Annotated in this window: 22 protein-coding genes; 2 read left to right on the forward strand and 20 right to left on the reverse strand. The window is 36.2% G+C overall.

From position 1 onward, the window contains the following. Positions 1-53 precede the first annotated feature (53 nt). The 14 genes from hepT to ACK1U5_RS11015 all read right to left on the reverse strand — a co-directional run bounded on the left by hepT (position 54) and on the right by ACK1U5_RS11015 (position 11,471). Positions 54-1,016 carry a heptaprenyl diphosphate synthase component II gene (gene hepT / locus ACK1U5_RS10950; RefSeq protein WP_000776077.1) on the reverse strand — a complete coding sequence of 321 codons (963 nt, stop codon included), beginning with the start codon at positions 1,014-1,016 and terminating at the stop codon, positions 54-56. 31 nt (positions 1,017-1,047) lie between these two features. Continuing rightward, positions 1,048-1,761, reverse strand: a complete 714-nt coding sequence (gene menG / locus ACK1U5_RS10955) for a 2-heptaprenyl-1,4-naphthoquinone methyltransferase (RefSeq protein ID WP_001187674.1) — start codon at positions 1,759-1,761, stop codon at positions 1,048-1,050. A gap of 38 nt (positions 1,762-1,799) precedes the next feature. Continuing rightward, a complete protein-coding gene (locus ACK1U5_RS10960; RefSeq protein WP_000332851.1) occupies positions 1,800-2,534 on the reverse strand; it encodes a heptaprenyl diphosphate synthase component 1 in 735 nt (244 codons plus the stop codon). A gap of 183 nt (positions 2,535-2,717) precedes the next feature. Continuing rightward, positions 2,718-3,287 carry a GTP cyclohydrolase I FolE gene (folE, locus tag ACK1U5_RS10965; RefSeq protein WP_001151482.1) on the reverse strand — a complete coding sequence of 190 codons (570 nt, stop codon included), beginning with the start codon at positions 3,285-3,287 and terminating at the stop codon, positions 2,718-2,720. Positions 3,288-3,407: 120 nt separating this feature from the next. Then, a complete protein-coding gene (locus ACK1U5_RS10970) occupies positions 3,408-3,680 on the reverse strand; it encodes an HU family DNA-binding protein (protein ID WP_001043860.1) in 273 nt (90 codons plus the stop codon). Between the two features lie 298 nt (positions 3,681-3,978). Then, positions 3,979-5,457, reverse strand: a complete 1,479-nt coding sequence (spoIVA, locus tag ACK1U5_RS10975; RefSeq protein ID WP_000416519.1) for a stage IV sporulation protein A — start codon at positions 5,455-5,457, stop codon at positions 3,979-3,981. Between the two features lie 245 nt (positions 5,458-5,702). Then, the gene (locus ACK1U5_RS10980) at positions 5,703-6,413 is read right to left on the reverse strand and encodes a hypothetical protein (RefSeq protein WP_000733110.1); all 711 of its coding nucleotides are present in this window, start codon (positions 6,411-6,413) and stop codon (positions 5,703-5,705) included. Positions 6,414-6,476: 63 nt separating this feature from the next. Beyond that, entirely contained in the window at positions 6,477-6,680 is a 204-nt protein-coding gene (locus tag ACK1U5_RS10985) for a DUF2768 domain-containing protein (RefSeq protein ID WP_001289004.1), read from the reverse strand. A 267-nt stretch (positions 6,681-6,947) separates the two neighbouring features. Continuing rightward, entirely contained in the window at positions 6,948-7,199 is a 252-nt protein-coding gene (locus tag ACK1U5_RS10990) for a stage VI sporulation protein F (protein ID WP_000369754.1), read from the reverse strand. A 116-nt stretch (positions 7,200-7,315) separates the two neighbouring features. After that, positions 7,316-8,338: an NAD(P)H-dependent glycerol-3-phosphate dehydrogenase gene (locus tag ACK1U5_RS10995; RefSeq protein WP_030024641.1), complete on the reverse strand. Its 1,023-nt coding sequence runs from the start codon at positions 8,336-8,338 to the stop codon at positions 7,316-7,318. 18 nt (positions 8,339-8,356) lie between these two features. Then, complete coding sequence (der, locus tag ACK1U5_RS11000) at positions 8,357-9,667, reverse strand: ribosome biogenesis GTPase Der (protein WP_001125893.1); 1,311 nt, start codon at positions 9,665-9,667, stop codon at positions 8,357-8,359. A gap of 124 nt (positions 9,668-9,791) precedes the next feature. Then, positions 9,792-9,977: a capping complex subunit for YIEGIA gene (locus ACK1U5_RS11005; protein WP_000979059.1), complete on the reverse strand. Its 186-nt coding sequence runs from the start codon at positions 9,975-9,977 to the stop codon at positions 9,792-9,794. Further along, positions 9,974-10,867: a YIEGIA family protein gene (locus ACK1U5_RS11010; protein WP_000141601.1), complete on the reverse strand. Its 894-nt coding sequence runs from the start codon at positions 10,865-10,867 to the stop codon at positions 9,974-9,976. Before ACK1U5_RS11010 ends, ACK1U5_RS11005 begins: the two co-directional genes overlap by 4 nt. Then, complete coding sequence (locus tag ACK1U5_RS11015) at positions 10,860-11,471, reverse strand: YphA family membrane protein (RefSeq protein WP_000349095.1); 612 nt, start codon at positions 11,469-11,471, stop codon at positions 10,860-10,862. Before ACK1U5_RS11015 ends, ACK1U5_RS11010 begins: the two co-directional genes overlap by 8 nt. Positions 11,472-11,588: 117 nt before the next feature. Here ACK1U5_RS11015 and ACK1U5_RS11020 point away from each other — a divergent pair, with 117 nt between their 5' ends. Then, entirely contained in the window at positions 11,589-11,723 is a 135-nt protein-coding gene (locus ACK1U5_RS11020; protein WP_000513900.1) for a YpzI family protein, read from the forward strand. Between the two features lie 306 nt (positions 11,724-12,029). On the opposite strand, the gene ACK1U5_RS11025 is transcribed toward ACK1U5_RS11020, so the two are convergent. The 4 genes from ACK1U5_RS11025 to ACK1U5_RS11040 all read right to left on the reverse strand — a co-directional run bounded on the left by ACK1U5_RS11025 (position 12,030) and on the right by ACK1U5_RS11040 (position 15,555). Further along, positions 12,030-13,079, reverse strand: coding sequence for a type 2 isopentenyl-diphosphate Delta-isomerase (locus ACK1U5_RS11025; protein ID WP_000251037.1), 1,050 nt, complete (start codon positions 13,077-13,079; stop codon positions 12,030-12,032). A 12-nt stretch (positions 13,080-13,091) separates the two neighbouring features. After that, complete coding sequence (rpsA, locus tag ACK1U5_RS11030; RefSeq protein ID WP_000229559.1) at positions 13,092-14,240, reverse strand: 30S ribosomal protein S1; 1,149 nt, start codon at positions 14,238-14,240, stop codon at positions 13,092-13,094. Positions 14,241-14,574: 334 nt separating this feature from the next. Further along, positions 14,575-15,252, reverse strand: coding sequence for a (d)CMP kinase (cmk, locus tag ACK1U5_RS11035; protein ID WP_000361252.1), 678 nt, complete (start codon positions 15,250-15,252; stop codon positions 14,575-14,577). Positions 15,253-15,381: 129 nt separating this feature from the next. Continuing rightward, positions 15,382-15,555: a YpfB family protein gene (locus tag ACK1U5_RS11040; protein WP_000738057.1), complete on the reverse strand. Its 174-nt coding sequence runs from the start codon at positions 15,553-15,555 to the stop codon at positions 15,382-15,384. Between the two features lie 180 nt (positions 15,556-15,735). Here ACK1U5_RS11040 and ansA point away from each other — a divergent pair, with 180 nt between their 5' ends. Beyond that, positions 15,736-16,710 carry an asparaginase gene (gene ansA / locus ACK1U5_RS11045; RefSeq protein WP_000822026.1) on the forward strand — a complete coding sequence of 325 codons (975 nt, stop codon included), beginning with the start codon at positions 15,736-15,738 and terminating at the stop codon, positions 16,708-16,710. A 35-nt stretch (positions 16,711-16,745) separates the two neighbouring features. On the opposite strand, the gene ACK1U5_RS11050 is transcribed toward ansA, so the two are convergent. Further along, positions 16,746-17,726, reverse strand: coding sequence for a YpdA family putative bacillithiol disulfide reductase (locus ACK1U5_RS11050; RefSeq protein WP_001168509.1), 981 nt, complete (start codon positions 17,724-17,726; stop codon positions 16,746-16,748). 108 nt (positions 17,727-17,834) lie between these two features. Then, positions 17,835-18,365 carry a peptidoglycan recognition protein family protein gene (locus ACK1U5_RS11055; protein ID WP_001240655.1) on the reverse strand — a complete coding sequence of 177 codons (531 nt, stop codon included), beginning with the start codon at positions 18,363-18,365 and terminating at the stop codon, positions 17,835-17,837. Between the last annotated feature and the right edge of the window lie 48 nt (positions 18,366-18,413).

Here is an 18,413-nt window from a genome sequence, read left to right on the forward strand (position 1 = left end):
AATTGTGCAATAGTTTTGAAATAGAGAGATTATTTTATTTTTTAGAATAAACATTAAAATTTTCGTTTTCCAATATACTTTGCAACATTTTGTAATGCGTACTTTGCTTTTCCACGTGGAAGTGGTTTTATTATTTCTAAAGCTTTATGTAAATAACGTTCACTAAACGCAAATGCTTGATCAATTGCTGTACTATTTTTTACAGCATCAATAATTTCTTGCATTTCACTTGCTGTTGAATTTTCATGTACAGATGTGATTTTCTGACGAAGTACTGGATCTTCCATCGCATATAAAGCAGGAAGTGTAATATTCCCTTGTAGTAAATCTCCGCCAGCAGGCTTTCCAAGTTTCTCTTCTGTGGAAACGAAGTCTAAAATGTCATCAATAATTTGATAAGACATCCCTACAAAATACCCATACCAAAATAGACGATTTACCGTATCACGATTAGCACCAGCAGCAATCGCTCCCAATTGACAACTCGCGGCAATTAACAATGCTGTTTTTCGCTTTATTCTTCTTAAATACGTTCTTAAATTTTGGTCATAATTGTATTTATCTTTAATTTGTTCAATTTCACCTTTACAGACTTCTAAAATAGTATGTGATAACGCTTGATGCGCCTCTGGAATTTCGATATTTGTTATACATTCAAGAGACTTAGCGAACAGATAGTCCCCTGTATACATCGCAATACGATCTCCCCATTTCGCATTCACAGTCGCACTGCCGCGTCGTAAAAATGCAGCATCAATAACATCATCGTGAACAAGAGAAGCCATATGAATAAGTTCTAACGCAACAGCAACATGCTTAATCGCATCTAACTTATAATCTCCAAATTTCCCTGCAAGCAACACAAATACAGGACGAATTCGTTTCCCACCAGCTTCAATAAGCTGTAATGCTGCCTCTTCTACTAATGGCTGTTCAGAAGCAACTGTCTTTTTTAATTCTTTTTCTATCACATTAATATCCGATCGTAAAAAAGAGTACATAAGTTGTAACTTCATATTGTTCACCTTAACCTAAAACTTCTTTTTTCTATTTTGATTCTGGTTTAATACCTAAATGCATCGCTGCTACCCCAAAAGTAAATGGTTTCACTTGCACACGTTCAAGTCCAGCTTGCTCAAACATTTGAGCCAATTCTTTCATCCCTGGGAACGTACTAGCAGATTCTTGAAGCCATGAATATTCTTTATAACTTTTCGCAAACATCTTTCCAAATAACGGCATGATATATTTAAAGTATAAAATATACCCTTGTCGAAAACCAATCATTGTTGGTTGAGATGTTTCTAAACAGATTACTTTTCCACCTGGTTTTACTACACGTGTCATTTCTTTTAATACGTGCATATAATCCGGTACGTTACGTAAACCAAACCCAATCGTCACATAATCAAACGTGTTATCTTCAAACGGAAGTTCCATTGCATTCCCATGTAGAAGTTCTACTTGTTTTAATTGTAACGCCTCTACCTTTTGCTTACCGACAGATAACATATTTTCACTGAAATCTAAGCCAACAACCTTTCCTTGTTCACCTACAGCTCCAGCTAGCGCAATTGTCCAATCTGCGGTTCCACAGCATACATCAAGCGCTTGACTACCTGGTTGTACATCCATAATTCGCATCGTTTCTTTACGCCACGCTTTATGTCTTTGAAAACTAATTACAGAATTCATCACATCGTATTTATCAGAAATCTTTTCAAATACGTCATGTACTCTTTCTTCTTTTGATTGTTGCATGCTCGTACCTTCTTCCAATGTAAAATTGCTTATGTCTTCTATTTATTCCTTAACACAGAATTTATTTCATTTATGTCTGTGTGATTTTCTAAAAATTGTTTTTCTTTCTTTCTCAATTCCTTCATCCAACCAATAATCACTACTTCTGCTTTATCCCCTAAAGCATCTTGCATAGCTTGAAAAACAGGTGAATGTTGCTTATCAGCATACAATTGAATTTCTTTTTGAAGGCGATTTCCACCTAATACGTATGTGATAAATGGCTTCCAATGTGATAAATGAAAATGATCACATGTTTTTTGAAGGAGCGCAGACTCAATCGTTACTACGCTTTTCATTATGTCATCCGTCGTTTCATGCGCTTTTTGGTATAACATAATTTTGTGTTCATTTATCTCTTTAATTCCTTCAGCAAGTGCACGAATTAAAACAATATCACGATTCATAGACAATAAATAATAATATAGTCCACTATAGTAATCGCCTGCAAGTACTGTTAATTGACGACATTTATGGAATTCAATCTCTTCCTCGCCTGCTTTATTTGATACCCTTTCATGCGTATCAAGCGCAATTTGTACAAGCATAATTGTTACTACGTAATGCTCAATTTGTTCTATATGTAAGTTTGCACTCTTTAAAGCACCATATAACAATGCTATCTTTTCTTCATCAATAAATGGTTCTTCAATATAGTTTATAAAGTAAGGATGGCGTAATTTCTCCATCAATTTTTCTTTTATACCCGCATACCCTCCGTAGATGTCACACACAAAAAATCACCCTTGTTTTCTAATTCATAAAACTTATTATAACACATACACTCTATTTTCTATAACCAAAACTTGGCTACACCTGCCATTCATGTAAGCAATCTTTCTAATCTCACTCTGTCTAGTTAAAACTATATCATTTATTTACTAAAAAAAAAAAGAAAAGCAGTTTCCCGCTTTTCTTTACTTCGTTTTAATAAACGATAAAATTTCACTGCGCGCTGCAGCATCATTTTCAAGCACACCACGCACTGCTGTCGTTACTGTTTTCGCACCTGGTTTTTTTACACCACGCATCGTCATACACATATGTTCTGCTTCTACTACTACCATTACACCATGAGGCTCTAGTACTTCCATAATAGAGTTCGCTACTGTTGATGTAATACGTTCTTGCAGTTGTGGGCGACGTGCAATTGTATCTACGGTACGAGCTAATTTACTTAACCCTGTCACCTTTCCACCTTGCGGAATATATGCAACGTGAGCAACTCCATAGAATGGAACTAAATGATGCTCACACATCGAATAAAATGGTATATCTTTTACTAGTACAAGCTCTTCGTGATCTTCTCCGAATACTTTATGCAAATGCTCTTTCGGATCTTCATGCATACCTGAGAACACTTCTGCGTACATTTTTGCAACACGCTTTGGTGTATCAAGTACTCCCTCACGATTTGGGTCATCCCCAATCGCCTCTAAAATAAGGCGTACTGCATGTTCAATTTGTTCTAAATTAACTTTTGCCATCCGCTAGCCCTCCCGAAAACCTAAAAGTGATACGAACACATTCTAGCATATTTATGTTTTTAAAAGCAAAAAGAAGAGTTCCCAAAAAGGAAACTCTTCTTCCCTGTTAATATGTAAGGATTATTTAACCGCATCTTTTAACGCTTTACCAGGTTTGAATGCAGGTACTTTACTTGCAGCGATTTCAATCTCCTCACCTGTTTGTGGGTTACGACCTTTACGAGCCGCACGCTCACGAACTTCGAAGTTACCGAATCCGATCAGTTGTACTTTATCACCTTGTTTTAAAGCTTCTAAGATAGAATCAAAAACAGCGTCTACTGCTTTTGTTGCGTCCTTTTTAGAAAGGGAACTTGCTTCTGCAACAGCATTGATTAAATCTGTCTTGTTCATGCCATTCACCTCCTCCCAAAGATAAGACTGTATAATGATCATAAAATGAGTCTTACTTTCATTTGTAGGCAATTTTTGCAAATTCTATACTACAAAGATGTAGATAAATCATTATCAACGCCTATATTATACGATTCTCCTTTATAATTCAATATTTTTAAGGAAATTGTTACTCTGAAAATGTGAAAATCTGATGAAACTTGACAATTTACAACAATGTATTAGATAATGACTGTTTATTTTTCTATTTTATAATCAAAAAAACAAAAAATCCCTCTACAGTGAGAGGGATTTTTTCTTATAGTATAATCGCAATTAATCCGCCAGATCCTTCATTAATAATTCTTTCTAGCGTTTCTTTTAATTTATATCTAGCATTTTCTGGCATTAAAGATAATTTCGCCTGAATTCCTTCTCGAACAATCGAGCTAAGTGAACGTCCAAATATATCAGAATTCCAAATTGATAACGGGTCATCTTCAAAATCTTGCATTAAATAACGAACTAATTCTTCACTTTGCTTTTCAGTACCAATAATCGGCTCAAACGTTGACTCTACATCTACTTTAATCATATGAATAGATGGCGCTACCGCTTTTAACTTCACACCAAACCTTGAACCGTGACGAATAATTTCTGGCTCATCTAAGCTCATATCCGCTAATGCAGGCGCTGCTACACCATATCCTGTTTGCTTAACCATACGCAGTGCATCCGCCACTTGATCGTACTCTATTTTCGCATGAGATAAATCGAGCATAAGCTTTAATAAATGATCTTTCCCTCGAATTTCTACTCCTACTACTTCTTTTAAAATCTGATCATATAATTCATCTGGCGCATATAAATCAATCTCCGCCACACCTTGCCCCATATCAATGCCCGCTAGGCTCGCTCGATCAATAAATTCATATTGACTAAACTGCCAAACAACGCGATCCACATCACGAAGACGTTTTATATCCTTCACAGTTTCTTGAACTGCTTCTTGATAACTTTGACGCAACCAATGCCCTTCATTTAGCACCATTACCCAGCTTGGAAGGTTCACATTCACTTCTAATACAGGGAATTCAAATAGCGCTTCACGAAGTACATTATATACATCTGTTTCTCTTAAACTCTCCACACTCATTGCAATAACCGGGATATCATATTCTTCTGATAAACTTTGGCGTAATTGCTCTGTATCTGGATGATACGGCTGTACCGTATTAATTATCATAATGAAAGGTTTTCCTACTTCTTTCAACTCATTTACAACGCGTTCTTCTGCCTCTATATAATCTCTTCTTGGAATTTCACCAATTGTTCCATCTGTTGTAATTACAACACCAATTGTTGAATGTTCTTGAATTACTTTACGCGTGCCGATTTCTGCAGCTTCATGGAATGGAATAGGTTCTTCATACCAAGGGGTATTAATCATGCGCGGGCCATTCTCATCTTCATAGCCCTTCGCTCCAGGAACCGTATATCCAACACAATCTACTAATCGAATATTCACTTCAAGTCCTTCATCTACTTCGATAGAAACCGCTTGGTTTGGAACAAACTTCGGTTCCGTCGTCATAATTGTACGACCAGCAGCACTTTGAGGCAATTCATCCTGCGCTCTTTGACGGTCAGACTCATTCTCAATGTTTGGAATAACTACAAGTTCCATAAATTTTTTAATGAATGTTGATTTCCCTGTTCGAACAGCTCCTACAACTCCAAAATAAATATCACCGCCTGTTCGTTCTGCAATATCTTTAAAAATATCTACCTTTTCCAAGTGATTCCCTCCCTCAAAATTTTTGGGAATAATTCCGCGTTTATAGTCAACTAATACCTTCTCTAACGTTGCCTATAATATCTGATATAATATAATGGTATTCTAGAAGTTCGGACAATATATCATATAATTTTGTCCAATTTCATATGACTATTAAAAAATATCTTTTGTTTGCATCGTAAGTTGTATAACATAAAAAACCTTTCTTGTAGAACTTATTCACTAAAAGAAAGGTTCATGACTTATCATTTTAAAAAAATTGGTTCTCCGTCCTTTACTGTGTACGGTAAAGAATAAGCTGGTACAAACGGGGATCCTTTTGAAAGTATATTTCGAATATCTTCTCCCTCCGCAAACTGCCCTTCATTTTTTTTCAAAGCGTCATATAAGTCAATTCTATAATCAACAAAAACTTCTCCTTTTTCATTAATTACAAAAGGAAGTCCTTTACCAGAATATGGGCTTGTCACTTGTGGCACATCTTTATATCCTAGTTTTTTGAAATCCAATTCATATACACCATCTGAAATTACTTTTTTAAAAGGTGGATATTGATGTTCATCACGATATATCCTAAGCTTTAAAGATAGTTCCTGAATTTGTTCAGCCATCCTAACATCAATTAACTTTACTGTTGGATTTGTTTCAACGTCTATTAATACGTATTGATATACTCCTCCACTTTCATACGCATTCCCTGGCGCTTCTTGTATGTAACGCGGGGCAATCTGTTGAAAATCGATCGGATACTTTTGATAAATAGGTGTACTCATATCCCTCGTCTTAATTGGCAATATCCCATCATTTTGCTCCTTAAATGTCACAACAGCTTTTTGAACAACCTGTAGCTGATCTTCATAAGGAACCGCATTTTGCTTCATATTTTCTTTCGGATACAGACACCCCGTTAAAAGGCTCATACAACAAAATATTAAAATAATATGTAATTTTTTCACTAGCATCACCTTTTCATACTAATCTAATTTGCTCTGTATGTAGTATTTTCGAGACCATTCCATTTACTGCTGTACAGGTCCACTAAATACAACAAGAAAAATAACAATTCCTGACACAATCATAAGGGTGTACGCTACTAACGCTGTAATCCCTTTCAAAAATTTATTCTTTATTTTATGTCTACTTAATAAAATAAAACTTACTGCAAAAAACATAAATCCAATTGCCCCTAAAGCTAACCACATTTTCATAAGCCCTTCTGACATATACACACCCCTTTTTATTAATCTATTTTTATACTATTTTAACAAATTAAAATCTTTAAACAAATACAAAAAGAACATTTTACTACAAATTGCGAATATATAACTTTAATCAATAGGTTTTCCAGCATTTCTCACCAATCTAGACAAAAATAAAACCGAAGCGATTGTATCTCTCGCTTCGGTTGACCAAATATGCCCAAAAACAGCTCTATTCCCATTCTTTCATGGCTATCATATGCAATCTACAAACTCTTTGTTTCTCATAATTTATTTTTTAAACATTTTGCTTAACGAGCCAAAATCTGTTGGCATATTATTATTAATAATCGCTTTTACAATTTGATCCTCTTGCTCTTTCGGCACTTCACGTCCCGCCATAAGAGCCACTTGATGAATTAATTGACGAAGTACAGTTTCATCACGTAAATTCGCATTTTGCACGGATGATGCTAATTTAAAAATATCCTCTTTATTTACTTTCGCTTCCTTCTCAATATTATTAAAAATGTTATTATCCATTCTTTTCACCCTCTCCTCAAGTTACTCTTCATCCTATGCAAAAATGAAAAAATGGTGAAAAGACCCAAAAAATAAAAAAAGCGACAGAAGTACAAATGTACTTCTGTCGCTTTTCTTTACAGTAAATCAGGTATAGCTTCCACTTCATGTTTTCGAACACGTCCCATCAATGAGCCTACCGCATCTTTTACGTTATTCCCATTGAACAGCACGTCATATAAAGCAGCTGTAATCGGCATTTCAACTTCCATTTTCTCTGCCAATTCATGAGCAGCTTTCGTTGTTCTTACACCTTCCACAACCATACCCATGCTTTCTAACACTTCTTCTAAAGAGTGTCCTTTTCCAAGCATATTTCCAGCGCGCCAATTTCGGCTATGAACACTTGTACAAGTTACAATTAAGTCTCCCATACCAGTTAGACCAGCAAACGTTAACGGATTCCCGCCCATTTTTCTTCCTAAACGAGCAATCTCTGTTAAACCACGTGTCATCAATGCCGCCTTTGCATTATCACCTAATCCAAGACCATCAGTTATACCAGCAGCTAATGCGATAATATTTTTTAACGCACCACCAAGTTCAACTCCAACGATATCTGGATTTGTGTATACACGGAAATAACTATTCATAAATAAATCTTGTACTTCCTCAGCCGCTTCCATACGCTTTGCTGCAGACGTAACTGTTGTCGCTTGTCGTAAACCGACTTCTTCAGCATGACTCGGTCCAGACAGTACAACAACATCTTTAATTAAGTGCTCTGGAATTTCTTCCTCAATCACTTCCGAAATACGTTTTGACGTACCAGGTTCAATTCCTTTGCTCGCATGAATCCAAGTAATTGGTTCAGTAACAATTTCTTTCATCTCTTGTAATACATCTCTGTACGCTTTCGTTGGTACTACTAGCAGTACTATATTTACATCTACTAATGCTTCTTCTAAAGAAGAGTAGGCTACGATTGTGCTTGGCAATGTAATGCCTGGGAGATATCGACCATTCTCATGTTTCGTATTAATTTCATCCATAAGTTCTGGGCGATTTCCCCAAATACGTACATCATGTCCATTGTCAGCTAATACCATCGCTAACGCTGTTCCCCAGCTACCTGCTCCTACTACTGTGATTTTTGTCATAAAATCACATCCTCTCCATTAGTCTCTTGCTCTAGCGATAATGTGAATCGGCGTTCCTACGAAGCCAAATGATTCACGTAAGCGATTCTTTAAGAAACGCTCATATGAGAAGTGCAATAATTCTGGATCGTTTACAAACACAACAAATGTCGGTGGTTTTACCGCAACTTGTGTTGCATAGAAAATTTTCAGACGGCTACCATTATGAGTTGGCGTCGGATTCATCGCTACCGCATCCATAATTACATCGTTTAATACGTTCGTTTGAATACGGATACTATGACTTTCATTTACCTCATCGATAACCGGTATTAATGTTTGTGTACGTTTTCTTGTTTTTGCAGATAAGAAAACAATTGGTGCGTATTCTAAGAATTGGAAATGAGCACGGATATTTTCTTCAAATGCTTTCATTGTTTTTTCGTCTTTTTTCACTGCATCCCATTTATTTACAACGATAACAACAGCTCGCCCTGAATCATGAGCATATCCAGCGATTTTTTTATCTTGCTCAATAATTCCTTCTTCACCATCTAAAACGACTAAAACAACGTCAGAACGTTCAATCGCTCTTAGCGCACGAAGTACACTATATTTTTCTGTACTTTCATACACTTTTCCTTTTTTACGCATACCAGCTGTATCAATAATTACATAATCTTTTCCATCTTTACTATATGGTGTATCGACAGCATCACGAGTTGTTCCTGCTACATTACTAACAATTACACGCTCTTGACCAAGAAGAGCATTTACAAGTGATGATTTTCCTACGTTTGGACGTCCAATTAAAGAGAAACGAATTGTGTCTTCATCATATCCATCTTCTTCAATCTTTGGAAAATGTTGTGCAGCTTCGTCTAGTAAGTCACCTAACCCTAATCCGTGTGTACCTGAAATTGGGAATGGTTCGCCAAATCCTAATGCATAAAAGTCATAAATGTCACTGCGCATTTCCGGATTGTCCACTTTATTTACTGCAAGTACAACCGGTTTATTTGAACGATATAAAATTTTTGCAACTTCTTCATCAGCTGCTGTTACACCGTCACGACCGTTTGTCATAAAAATGATAACATCCGCTTCATCAATTGCTACTTCAGCTTGTTGACGAATTTGTGTCAAAAACGGCTCGTCTCCAATATCAATTCCGCCCGTATCAATAATGTTAAATTCATGATTTAACCATTCTCCAGCGCTATAAATACGATCGCGCGTTACACCTGGAATATCTTCTACGATTGAAACTCTTTCTCCAACAATTCTATTGAAAATAGTAGATTTCCCTACGTTCGGGCGACCTACTATCGCTATTACTGGTTTCGGCATATACTTTCATCCTTTCAACTTGCTTCTGTTTATTATGTAAAAAACCCTTCTTTGTGCAAGAAGGGATTTGCATTCCAGAATATTTCTCAACGTATCAAAACACCTCACATTATAACACACGTTGCTAATGTTTCACAATAATATATACATTCTCTTGTAAGCGATGTGCAATACCATCTAAAATTGCCTCTAAATTATTTGCAACAAATTCTAGTTCCTCTGTCGATTCGCAAACGAATAAAGGAGCACCACCTGCAAATTTTTCTGGAGTCGTTGTTATAACTGCCAGAATAACACTTTCTAACATCATCTCTTATCTCCCCTTCCTTTCGGGGCTTCCGATGACATATGGACAGCACTTTCTAACGTTGGTACATTTCCTATGACACCTATCGCTTTCTCTGCATCTTGATCTTGCGGCAGGACAAAAATCCCAACCCTGCCATCCTCTAAATCACGCTTTGCTAACGGTACAAGCGCTGGTGTACCAGAATCTCTATAAATCCCTAACGCTACTGAAACATCGTGTAAAATAGCTTGTCGTTGCCCTAAATTTGAGATTGTAACCATCGCATCAATTGATTTCGGCTTTAAAATAAAACCCATACCATATTTCATAATTTCTTCTTGTCTTGCTGGCAATCCAATATTCATAATGTAAATATTATCAATATATAGCCCCGCTCCTTCAAACCGAAGCGGAACATGCTCGATATCAACAAGATCATGTAACCTTCTGCCAGACATTAATTTTTTCGCAATAAAAAATGCGATGATCGCCATAATTACTCCAGCAATCCACGAACGAAACCCTATATATGCAAACGTCGTCACAAACGACGTTAACATCGCCAAATAGTTGCGACTTTCAAAAACTAATGCAATTCCTTCAATGTATGTATTTCCACGCGGTACGAGCTCATACCCATCTAATTGTTGAAGCGTATTTCTTTCCATATTACGTACATCACGAAATTGTGTCGCTGCTAATGTAAGAAATGTAATGGCAGAAAAATCTTTTTTCAAAATAGACGGGATTGCAATCGCTCCTAAAGCAGCTGCAATTAACCCCATTGCAATATGAATAATTTTCCCATGTAGCCTCGTCGGATATTGCCGCGTATCCGTCCGAAGCATTAGCACCCTTGTAACTGTCCCCGCTATTACGCCGCATAAAATGGCTGGTGTATATTCAGTCATGTATTACCCTCGCCTTTCTTTTACGTGTTTTTCTCTTAAACCGTTCCATGTATACTGATGCTTTTGCAATCCAAAACAATATTGCCATGAATAATGTAGAAATGGCGACGATATCAAAAAATGCTAAACTACCGTAATCATATGGAAAATTCAATTTCCTAAAAATAAATGTCACTAGCAGCTCTCCTTGTAACATCCCTACATATAGAGAACATAATCGTAATATGCGATCTCCATGCAATAACACCGATGCATACACAAGAGCACTACTTAGCAGAAACACTCTATCCACCACAATCCAAATCGGATCATATATTTCTAACAGATGAAAACTTGTATATAACATTGCAATAATAAGCGCCGAAAGTAAGCTATATAATTTTTTCCAGACAGAATATAGCGTGATCCCTATAAAAGAAATAATACAAAGTAAAAGAGCATTTACTGATACCACGAATGAGGCGATCGTTACATGTAACGGAGAGCAAATTATAAAAATCAGTATACAAGCGCCTAACTTCCACCGAATAAGGTCCTTTTTCATAAAAAAGGTTACAATGATCCACCCTATCCAAGCTACAAAATAAAAAGTACTTCCATCCATCAACTTCACCTCCTATGTTTTCCATTATGGGAACTTTTTATGAAAGTTAATCCACTTTATTTACGCATAGTTTTTTCTTATAACAGCAACACTTTTAACAAGGAGGTGTTATTCATTATGGGTAAAGATCGCCAAGAACGAAAACTACGAGAATCACGCCGCGTTGAATCCGATCGTGATCAATCACTACAATATCCAGGTGCAACTGGACTTGATACACCAGAACAGGCTCGAAAACAAAACCAGCACTAATTAATGCAAAAAGACGGTTTCGATATTGTACGAAACCGTCTTTTACATAATCAGTTTAATGTTTTCTATTTATATTGAAATAATATTTTGCACACTATATCCTCCCATTACTTCTTTTTATCTTCACCTATTCCTATTAAAAATTAAGTTCTCTCCAGTAATTCGACAACACACCATCTACATTTTTCAACCCTTTTTCAATTGCAATTTTTACGAAATGATATTTTTATATAATACTAATTCCTTTCTCCACTTTATATTACGAAAAAGAATAGAACAAAAAAAATCAACCGAACGGTTGATTTTTTATCTCCTACTATAATGCGCAGTATCAATACCACGCTGCATTAACCAATGATACGTTTCACCCTTTACAACAAGAGGTACAGATTGCAACTCTTCTATCGTTTTCGCACCAAGAGCTGTCATTATAAATTTCAAATCTGTATGTAGGAGCTCAATTTCATCCACTAACTTCTCGATACCATCTTGCATTAAAATACGTAAAAAGTAACCAGCAAACGCAGTTGTATTCGCCCCTAATGCGATCGCTTTCGCTACGTCAAGCGCTGTTTGTATGCCCCCAGATGCAATAAAAGAGAGGTTATTATTTGTAGAGGTTGCTTCAATAATCGAGGTTGCTGTTTGTATGCCCCAGTTATTAAAATAAGAAAGCATTCGCTGTCTTCTTTCATTTTCAACAGCAGCAAAATTCGTACCACCTTGCCCACCAATATCAATTGCTGTTACACCTACGTTCGCTAACTGCTGCACTGTTTCCTTACTCATCCCAAATCCAACTTCTTTTACAATGATAGGAACTTTACTATTTAAAACAATTTTCTCAATGCGCTGAAGTACTCCAGTAAAATCACGGTCTCCTTCTGGCATCGTTAACTCTTGTATGACATTTAAATGAATTTGCAATGCATTCGCTTCAATCATATCAACGGCACGCTCTGCCTGTTCGATAGTTGCCTCACTACCTAAATTAGCAAAGAAAATACCATTTGGATTTACCTTTCTGATCACCTTATAAGAAGCAGCTTCACTTTCATCTTTTAACGCCGCCATTTGCGAACCTACAGCCATAGCAAGGTTATGATGTTTCGCTACATATGCTAATTGCTCATTAATATGTAACGTTTTCTCTCCTCCACCACCAGTCATCGCATTGATAAAAATCGGCGAACTTAGTGAAAGTTCGCCGATTTTTGTTTCACATGTTATTGTGTCATAATTTGAATTTGGCAAGCTTTGATGCACAAAATCAATATCATGAAAGCCATGCGTACGAGACTGACCAGTAGAAAGAGCGTATTCAATATGATCTAATTTACGTTTTGCCCTTACCACTTGTACCCCTCATTATTTCTTTAATTTTTTCAGTTGTTCACCAATAATATCACTTAATTGGAAAGTAGCAGAATCAGCATTTGGCTCATACTGACTATAATCTTCAGTTACATTATTTTCCTCAAGCGCTTCTTTTATACTTAAAGAAATACGTTTCTCTGCTACGTGAACTTCAAGTACTTTCACTTTTACTTCTTGTCCCATTTCCAATACTTCATTCGGATTTTTCACGTGACGATTTGCAATTTGAGATACGTGTACAAGTCCTTCAACGCCCGGTAAAATCTCAACGAATGCACCAAATGTAACAAGGCGTTTTACTACTCCCTCACGAATATCTCCAGCTTTTATTTCGCCAGCAACGTTTTCCCAAGGTCCTGGTTGAGCTGCTTTAATTGATAAAGAAATACGTTGTGTATCAGCATCAACAGATAACACCTTTACCTTAACCTTTTGACCTTGCTCTAACACTTCAGAAGGTTGCTCTACACGTTCGTGTGAAATTTGTGAAATGTGAACTAAACCGTCCACTCCACCAACATTAACGAATGCGCCAAAGTCAGTTAATCGTTGTACTGTTCCTTCAACAACGTCCCCTTCTTTTAATGAAGAAATTGCTTCTTTTTTCTTAGAATCTAGTTCTAATTCTACTACCGCTTTATGCGAAAGGATTACACGATTTTTTTCACGGTCTAATTCAACAATTTTCACAGCTAATGTTTTACCTTTATAGTCAGTAAAGTCTTCTACATAATGTACTTCTACAAGTGAAGCTGGAATAAAACCGCGAACACCAAGGTCCACAACTAATCCGCCATTCACAATATCTTTTACAGTAACATCAAATACATGACCAGAAGTAAATTTCTCTTGTAGTTCTACCCATGCTTTTTCTGCATCAACAGCACGTTTAGATAAGACAAGATCATCTTCTTCTAATTTAATAATTTTCAACTCTAGTGTTTGATCTAATTCTACAACATCGCTTGCTTTTTCAATATGAACGTTAGCTAATTCACTAATTGGAATTACGCCATCTGTTTTGTATCCAACATTTACAAGCACTTGTTTCTCTTCAACCTTCGTTACAGAACCTGTAACAACGTCACCAACTTGTAATTCTTTTGAATCCATAACTTCTTCATTCATTTTCTCTACCATGGAAATACCTCCCTACAGAATTGACAAAGCATTTTTTATGTATATACGAAATGAAAACAAAGTTTTCATTTGCATGTTTAAGAATTTCTCATCACATACTCTTTTTCAATAACATTCACAAGAAAATATATTAAACCTATATAAATAGTATACAGCAAAACCAGCTTGAAAAAAGTATGTTTTGAAATATAATAGCGAATATATTCTGACAGTTTTATTCCTCTTTAACTAACTTCTTACAAATCAGCTCATTTGTCAAGGAAAGAGACTCACAATTCACGTATCCTTTACATTTCTATTTAAACAAAAAAAGAAAGAGGATTATCCCCTTTCTTTATTTCGCAAACACTCCAGAAACAATGCTCATAATTTTTTGGACAACTTCTTCAATTGATAAAGAAGTCGTATCTAATTCCAATGCATCATCAGCCTTTTTTAGTGGAGAAACTTCGCGTTCTGAATCTAATTTATCACGCTGAGCAATTTCTTCTTTTAGCTGCTCTAAATTAGAATCGAAACCTTTATTTAAATTTTCTAAATGCCTTCTTTCCGCTCTTTCTTCAACAGAAGCAAGCATAAAGATTTTCACTTCAGCATCCGGTAATACATGTGTACCAATATCACGGCCGTCCATTACAACGCCGCCTTTTTTCGCTAACTCTTGCTGACGACGTACCATTTCTTCACGAACAAGGCGATGTTTCGCTACAATAGATACTCGATTCGTCACATCAGGTGTACGAATTACTTCAGAAACATCTTGTCCATTTAAAAATACAAGCTGTGTATTTTCTCCTTGCTGAAACTCAATATTTACATTCTTTACAACTTCCATTAACTGCTCTTCATTTTCAATGTCTACTTTTTGTTCAAGGGCTGCATATGTAAGCGTACGGTACATTGCGCCTGTATCAATATAAACATAAGAAAGTTCCTTCGCAACAACTTTTGCCACTGTACTTTTCCCTGCAGCTGCTGGACCATCTATAGCAATTGAAATTCGTTTATCCATTGTAACACCTCATTTTTTCACTTATAAAACAAAACGAAAAGCAGGTGTTCACCCTGCTTCTTCTCATTTGCTTCGCGTCATTAAATCCTCAATTATTGTAGCATAATCCTTCATAGAAGAAAATGAAAACTACCGATTCACCTGCAAGATTTCCACTTTGTTTTTTACCATAACACCCTCATAATAAACAATTTTAGATAAATATTTCACTGATGACTTATGTATAAATAACAATTGTACAACAGAAAGACAAATGAATTGTATTATCAATATACGAATAAAAATTCTCTCCATCTTTTTCAACGTAATTTCTCCCTCCTATACTATATTTGCACATTTCGTTTCGTAATTTTATACATCGTACATATAGCAGTTAATTTTATTGTCATTTTCGAGGCATACTTTTATACATTTCCATTGTCGAATTTACTCAAAACATGTTATGTTCTAAATGTATTTTTTTACTTGAAAGGGGTATAAGCATTGAAAAGAATCCTAGTTTTACACACAGGTGGAACAATTGCAATGGAGGAAGATAAAGAAACTGGGGTCGTACAACCAGGTAAAAAAAATCCTCTTTTAAAATTCATTCCTGATTTAGAAGGCGATGTTGATTTAATCGTTGAAGATGTGTTCCATCTACCATCTCCTCATATGACACCGAGCGAAATGTTACAATTACAAGTCATCATTGATGAAAGAGTAAAACAAGACAACATTCATGGCGTAGTTATTACGCATGGTACGGATACATTAGAAGAAACAGCTTATTTCTTAGATTTAACAGTACAAGCAACTATTCCGATCGTAGTGACAGGTGCAATGCGCTCTAGCAATGAGTTAGGTGCTGATGGTCTATATAACTTCTTATCAGCTGTAAAAGTTGCTAGTTGTGATGAAGCTGCAGAAAAAGGTGTTTTAGTCGTATTAAACGACGAAATTCATTGCGCTACAAATGTAACAAAAACACATACAAGTAATGTCGCAACATTCCAAAGTCCACAATACGGACCAATTGGAATGGTAACAAAACGCGGCGTTGTCTTCCATCACGCTTTAGTACATCGCGAATCATATACGATAAACAAAGTGTCTAAAAATGTAGTTGTTCTAAAAGCATATGCTGGCATGGATGATACATTATTAGCAGCAATCGAAAATCTTCCTGTAGACGGCATTGTTATCGAAGCTCTTGGACAAGGTAACCTCCCTCCAAGAACACTGCCTAGCCTAGAAAGATTATTAAATAAAGGTATTCCTGTCGTATTAGTTTCTCGCTGTTTCAACGGTATCGTTCAAGACGTATATTCGTATGAAGGTGGCGGTAAACACTTAAAAGATATGGGCATTGTATTCACATACGGCTTAAATGCACAAAAAGCACGCATTAAATTACTTGTTGCATTAGAGAATACAAATTCTCATGAATCCATTCAAAATATGTTTATGCACGAATAAAAAGGAGCTGTCGAGATTTTCCCGACAGCTCCTTTTTATTTTTCTCTTAATGCAATGGTTTGCGCAATCGCATCTCCATGAAATCTACCGTTCTCGATAAATATTTCATTTGCATTATTTCCAGCAGCAATGACACCTGCAATGAAAATATTTTCAGCATTCGTTTCCATTCTATCCTCTGTATAAATTGGACGTCCTGTTTCTTCATCAATCTGAACACCCATCTTCGTTAAGAAGCTATGATCAGGATGATAACCAGTCATCGCAAATACAAAATCGTTTTTGATTGTAAAAGCTTCACCATCAACTGTAAACGTTAATGTATGCTCAGTAATCTCTTTCACATGAGCTCCAAAATGCATTTGAATTGTACCGTTTCGTACTAACGCCTCAAATTCCGGCAAAATCCAAGGCTTTATGCTTGGTGAATACTCACTTCCACGATACAGTACCGTTACACGTGCACCAGATTTAACAAGTTCTAACGCGGCATCTACACTCGAGTTTTTCCCACCTATAACTACTACATCTCGATCAAAATAAGGATGCCCCTCTTTAAAATAGTGAGCTACTTTCTTCAATTCCTCACCTGGAACATTCATATAATTTGGATTATCATAATATCCAGTTGCTACAACAATATATTTCCCTATATACATTTCCTTACTTCCATCACGCTTTGTCGTCTCAACCTGAAAAACTTCTCCATCTTTTTGAACTTTCTCCACTCGCTCAAAAGCATTTACACGTACAGATTTACGTTTTACTACTTCACGATAATACGCAAGCGCTTGATTTCGAAATGGCTTACGATTTTCTGTAATAAAAGCTACATCACCAATTTCTAATTTTTCACTAGAAGAGAAAAATGTTTGATGAGTTGGATAATTATAAATGGCATTTACAATGTTTCCTTTTTCAATTACTAACGGATTTATCCCTACCTTTTGCAACGAAATTGCAGCCGCTAATCCGCACGGACCGCCTCCGATTATAATAACTGTTTCTTTCTGCATACTCGTCCACTCCTAGTCTTCTACCAATGCACTATTTATAAAAACAAGAAAAAACCTACTTACAGCAGTAGGCACCTATCTTTATTGTATTCATTTTTCATATATTTGTCATCTAAACGAAACGTACATCCGATAGACATCTGCTAAAAACTGTTGAAATTTAATACCTTGTTTCCCTAATACATTCTCAGGATCAATCTTTCTAGCTGGATCAAGCGTTTTATGTGACACGATATCTTTTTTCGGATTTAAGCCAAAGTTTTGGCATAAATACGCATGATACCATGTAAAACGATTATACGCTTCCCAAAAGTTAACATCACCACCATAACAAAGTTCCACTCCAATGGCCGCCTTATTCGCGTCATAGCCATATAAGTCATTATCCGTCGGCACACCATATCGAACATGATACGCAACTTCATTTATAGGAATAATCTCCAATATTGTTTTATCATCTATAAATGTATGTGCCGAAGCTTTCGGTTGTAATTCATTAAAGTAATCTCGATTGCCTATCGCATTGCTTCCAGGATTCCCCGTATCATGGCTTACGATAAATCTCACTTTAGTCAGAGGAATCCCCGGTCGTGAACTTCCATATCCAATATAATTGCGCTCTATAGGAAACATCGCCATTGCTACCAACTCCCGCTCTAGAAGATTACCTTACTTCCTTATATATGT

This window comes from Bacillus sp. XB1, assembly GCF_053557995.1.

Excerpts from the sequence above, each read along its gene's own strand:
- ACK1U5_RS10995 (WP_030024641.1), bottom strand. The coding sequence starts at position 8,338 with ATGACAAAAATCACAGTAGTAGGAGCAGGTAGCTGGGGAACAGCGTTA.
- ACK1U5_RS11005 (WP_000979059.1), bottom strand. The coding sequence starts at position 9,977 with ATGATGTTAGAAAGTGTTATTCTGGCAGTTATAACAACGACTCCAGAA.
- hepT (WP_000776077.1), bottom strand. The coding sequence starts at position 1,016 with ATGAAGTTACAACTTATGTACTCTTTTTTACGATCGGATATTAATGTG.
- ACK1U5_RS11020 (WP_000513900.1), top strand. The coding sequence starts at position 11,589 with ATGGGTAAAGATCGCCAAGAACGAAAACTACGAGAATCACGCCGCGTT.
- folE (WP_001151482.1), bottom strand. The coding sequence starts at position 3,287 with ATGGCAAAAGTTAATTTAGAACAAATTGAACATGCAGTACGCCTTATT.
- ACK1U5_RS11010 (WP_000141601.1), bottom strand. The coding sequence starts at position 10,867 with ATGACTGAATATACACCAGCCATTTTATGCGGCGTAATAGCGGGGACA.
- ACK1U5_RS10970 (WP_001043860.1), bottom strand. The coding sequence starts at position 3,680 with ATGAACAAGACAGATTTAATCAATGCTGTTGCAGAAGCAAGTTCCCTT.
- ACK1U5_RS10985 (WP_001289004.1), bottom strand. The coding sequence starts at position 6,680 with ATGTCAGAAGGGCTTATGAAAATGTGGTTAGCTTTAGGGGCAATTGGA.
- rpsA (WP_000229559.1), bottom strand. The coding sequence starts at position 14,240 with ATGGTAGAGAAAATGAATGAAGAAGTTATGGATTCAAAAGAATTACAA.
- menG (WP_001187674.1), bottom strand. The coding sequence starts at position 1,761 with ATGCAACAATCAAAAGAAGAAAGAGTACATGACGTATTTGAAAAGATT.
- ACK1U5_RS11055 (WP_001240655.1), bottom strand. The coding sequence starts at position 18,365 with ATGGCGATGTTTCCTATAGAGCGCAATTATATTGGATATGGAAGTTCA.
- der (WP_001125893.1), bottom strand. The coding sequence starts at position 9,667 with ATGCCGAAACCAGTAATAGCGATAGTAGGTCGCCCGAACGTAGGGAAA.
- cmk (WP_000361252.1), bottom strand. The coding sequence starts at position 15,252 with ATGGATAAACGAATTTCAATTGCTATAGATGGTCCAGCAGCTGCAGGG.
- ACK1U5_RS11015 (WP_000349095.1), bottom strand. The coding sequence starts at position 11,471 with ATGGATGGAAGTACTTTTTATTTTGTAGCTTGGATAGGGTGGATCATT.
- ACK1U5_RS10990 (WP_000369754.1), bottom strand. The coding sequence starts at position 7,199 with ATGGATAATAACATTTTTAATAATATTGAGAAGGAAGCGAAAGTAAAT.
- ACK1U5_RS11050 (WP_001168509.1), bottom strand. The coding sequence starts at position 17,726 with ATGCAGAAAGAAACAGTTATTATAATCGGAGGCGGTCCGTGCGGATTA.